The sequence below is a fragment of the Idiomarina sp. UBA4206 genome, assembly GCF_002383015.1.
Taxonomy (GTDB): Bacteria; Pseudomonadota; Gammaproteobacteria; order Enterobacterales; family Alteromonadaceae; genus Idiomarina; species Idiomarina abyssalis.
Genome location: NZ_DFTS01000012.1, coordinates 34,044 through 37,951, shown reverse-complemented (window position 1 = coordinate 37,951; position 3,908 = coordinate 34,044). Strand labels below are relative to the sequence as shown.

3 protein-coding genes are annotated in these 3,908 nt (G+C 49.3%); all 3 read left to right on the top strand.

Annotated features, from left to right (window positions below; translation table 11 throughout):
* Window positions 1-1,050, top strand: a 1,050-nt coding sequence (locus B3180_RS02355) for a 23S rRNA methyltransferase (RefSeq protein ID WP_286842772.1), incomplete at its 5' end; no start/stop codon positions are given.
* Between the two features lie 3 nt (window positions 1,051-1,053).
* A complete protein-coding gene (relA, locus tag B3180_RS02350) occupies window positions 1,054-3,243 on the top strand; it encodes a GTP diphosphokinase (RefSeq protein WP_278358737.1) in 2,190 nt (729 codons plus the stop codon).
* A 41-nt stretch (window positions 3,244-3,284) separates the two neighbouring features.
* The coding region (gene mazG / locus B3180_RS02345) for a nucleoside triphosphate pyrophosphohydrolase (protein ID WP_414654012.1) at window positions 3,285-3,908 on the top strand (624 nt) is incomplete at its 3' end.

Genomic DNA, 3,908 nt, shown 5'->3' with positions numbered 1-3,908 from the left:
CAACAAGTGGTGGAAGAGCTGTTCCAGAAGTTCGGTGTGTTTGACTCAGCGACCGAGAGTTTGCCCTGGCAGGCACCGCTAGTTAGTGAGCCCACAAGGTACCGCAGGCGAGTGCGGTTAGCAACGCGCTGGTTAGGCAAAGAGCAAAAGCTGCTTATCGGTTTCCGGGAAGCGCAAAGCCATCAGATTGTTGCGGTTGATGACTGCTTAGTGGCCGACGAAAGTTTGTTGCAAGCTGTGAATAGGCTGTATCCGGTACTGAATACTTCAAGTATTGCAACTAAGCTGGGCCATTTAGAAGCTATTCGCACCAATAAGCCAGTTATTTTATTGCGTATAACGGACAGCTTGCCAAAAGACGCTCTGCAGGCATTAGGGAGCTGGCAGGCAGAACATAATATCGATATTTGGCTGCAAAGCGAAAACGAATTAACGCCACTGAACAACGCAGGTTTACCCTTTGATACCTCCATAGACGGCGACAAACTCTACTTTCAGCCGGGTGACTTTCTGCAGGTTAACGGCGGTATTAACGAACGTATGGTGCAGCAGGCGATCGACTGGCTAGCACCTGAGAAAACACAGCGAGTGTATGACTTTTTCGCGGGTATTGGTAATTTCAGCATTCCACTGGCACGCCGGTCGAAATCTGTGTTAGCCGTCGAAGGAGTCTACCGCATGGCGAAGCAAACGCTCAGCAACGCAGAAGCCAGCGGTTTGAATAACTTAACGTCGCTGTCTGCTGACTTGAATGACATTATTGCGTCCGACTTAAAGAACCCTGCAGATTTATGGTGTCTGGACCCGGCACGTCCGGGTGCGGAAGGTGTTATGACATTACTCAAAAAGCTCAAACCTGAGCAACGACCTTCCCGAATTGTGTATGTGTCTTGTGCGCCTGACACACTCGCGCGCGACTTGGCTATAATCGCTGGGTTAAAATCTGATAAAAAGAGCTCAGACTACCGTATAACTAAGCTCTGCACAGTTGACATGTTCCCGCAAACGCATCACATTGAAACCATGGTTTGTCTGGAACGAGCGTCGTAAATCATGGTCCATGTACGCAGTACCCACGTGGATGATCCCAAGTATAAAGACAGTGAACAGCATTGGCTGAACGCTGTGAGTGATCCTGAGCCATTAGAAAGCACTCTGGAGCAGTTAAAGCAGCAATTTCCGAAAGAAGAAGCCGCGCTGTTAAAAGGCCAGGAAATGGTTGAAATACTGGCTCCACTCAAGCTCGATGCCGAATCGCTGCTGGCGGCGCTGTATATGCCTCTTTTAGAAGCCGGCAAACTCGATTTAGACAAATTAAACGGTAAACAGTCTAAAACCCTGATAGTGCTGTTGCGCAATGTGCAACAAATGCAGAGTATCGGTGACTTACAGCATTTCCAGCACGGCCAGCCCGACGGCGGTCAAATAGATAATGTGAGACGCATGCTATTGTCCATGGTAGAAGACGTGCGTGCCGTATTGATAAAACTGGCAGAGCGTATCTGCTACTTGCGTGAAGTGAAAAAAGCCGATGAAGAAACTCGGGTGCTGGCCGCCAAAGAGTGTGCTGAAATTTACGCGCCGTTGGCCAATCGCTTAGGCATAGGCCAGCTGAAATGGGAGCTGGAAGACATCTCCTTTCGCTATTTGCACCCTAATACCTATAAAACCATTGCCAAACGCCTGCATGAGCGTCGGACCGACCGCGAGCAATATATTGATAATTTTGTCTCTGAGCTGCAAAACGCGCTGAGACAGCAAGGTATCGATGCAGACGTTTACGGACGCCCTAAGCACATCTACTCGATTTGGCGCAAAATGCAGAAAAAGCATCTGCAGTTTGATCAGCTGTTCGATATTCGCGCTGTACGTATTCTGACGCACAACCTGAAAGACTGTTACGCAGCCTTGGGTGTGGTGCACTCGCGCTGGCGGCATATCGCGTCCGAGTTTGATGACTACGTGGCAACACCAAAGCCAAACGGTTATCAGTCTATCCATACAGTGGTTATTGGTCCCGAGCATAAAAACGTTGAAATTCAGATACGTTCGCACGACATGCACGACGACGCAGAGCTGGGCGTAGCTGCGCACTGGATGTACAAAGAAGGCGCGTCGGCTGGCAAGCGTCACGGCTTTGAAGACAAAATAGCCTGGCTGCGTAAGCTATTAGCCTGGCACGAAGATATGGCCGGCAGCGAAACTCTGGTGGATGAAATTCGCTCGCAGGTATTTGAAGACCGCGTTTACGTTTTTACCCCGAAAGGCGAGGTAGTCGATTTACCCATGGGCTCTACGCCGCTGGACTTTGCTTATTATATTCACAGCCAGGTTGGCCACAAGTGTATTGGCGCAAAGATCGACGGTCGCATTGTGCCTTTTACCTATCAATTGCAGAATGGTGACAGGGTTGAGATTTTAACTCAGAAGAATGCTCAACCACGGCGTGACTGGCTTAACCCACAGCTCGGATATTTGCATTCCTCTAGGGCGCGAGCCAAGGTTCATACCTACTTCAAAAAAGAAGACAGAGAAAAGAACCTTCAGGCGGGTAAAGAACTGCTGGAAAACGAACTGCAGAAGCATCAGTTGCATGTGCAGGACGCGAGCAAAGCGGTAGGGCGATTTAATGTACCCACACTGGATGACTTACTTGCCGCCATTGGTGCTGGTGATGTGCGCCTGCATCAGGTGGTTAATTTCCTGAAACCTCAGGAAACCGAAGTAGAAAAAGTTGAGCGTTTAACTAAACGTCGTAAAGCCAAGCAGTCGCCGAAAACACCGAAGTCTGATGTAACGGTAGAAGGCATTGGTAATTTAATGATGCACTTTGCCAATTGTTGCGAGCCCTTGCCGGGTGAGCCTATTACCGGTTTTATTACTCAGGGCCGGGGCGTATCTGTGCACCATAGAGACTGTGATCAGTTAACGCATTTATTGCATCAACACCCTGAACGCGGCATTGAAGTGTCCTGGTCGGGGCACTCCAAACAGGAATACCGTGCCAGTCTGCGAGTATCCGCATTAGACCGTAACGGGCTTCTGCATGATATCACCAGCGTGTTGTCGAACGAAAAGGCTGCGGTAGCGCAAATGGACAGTGAAAGCGATGCTCAGTCACAGTCAGCTACGGTGGTGTTAACCTTAACGGTAAAAGACAGCGACGCACTCAGTCGAATTATGGACAGACTGCGACAGGTGCACGGTGTTGAACAGATCCAGCGAATCACGTTAAAACATTAGCCCTTTAAAACATCAGCCAATAAAACAGTGGAGGTACCTCAGTGAAAGGAATGCAACAGCTGCAACAGGTTATGGCACAGTTGCGAGATCCGGAAAGCGGTTGCCCATGGGACTTAAAGCAGAACATGACCTCGTTAATTCCTTACACCATTGAGGAAACCTATGAAGTTGTTGATGCTATTCAGTCGGGAAACTGGCAGTCGATAAAGGACGAACTGGGTGACTTGTTGTTTCAGGTGGTGTTCTACGCCCAGTTAGCGCGAGAAGAACAGCAGTTTGAGCTCGATGACATAGCTGCACACACCGCCGATAAGCTTATAAGCCGGCATCCTCATGTATTTGGTACTGATGCCGAACGGAACCTGTCTGACGCGGAAATTAAGGCTCAGTGGGAACAAATAAAGCAGCAGGAGCGTACAAAGAAAGACGCTAAAGGCTCCGTGTTTGATGACATTCCCAGTCAACTGCCCAGCGTTTTAAAAGCCGCTAAGCTGCAAAAACGTGCTGCGTCAGTGGGCTTTGACTGGACCGAGGCGGAGCCTGTTTACGCCAAAGTGGACGAAGAAATACAGGAAGTAAAAGAAGCTACAGACCAGGACCACATTGAAGAGGAAATTGGTGACCTGCTGTTTGCCGTTGTAAATTTAGCCCGCCACAAACAAGTC

Coding starts and splice junctions, on each gene's coding strand:
- relA (WP_278358737.1), top strand. CDS start 1,054: ATGGTCCATGTACGCAGTACCCACGTGGATGATCCCAAGTATAAAGAC.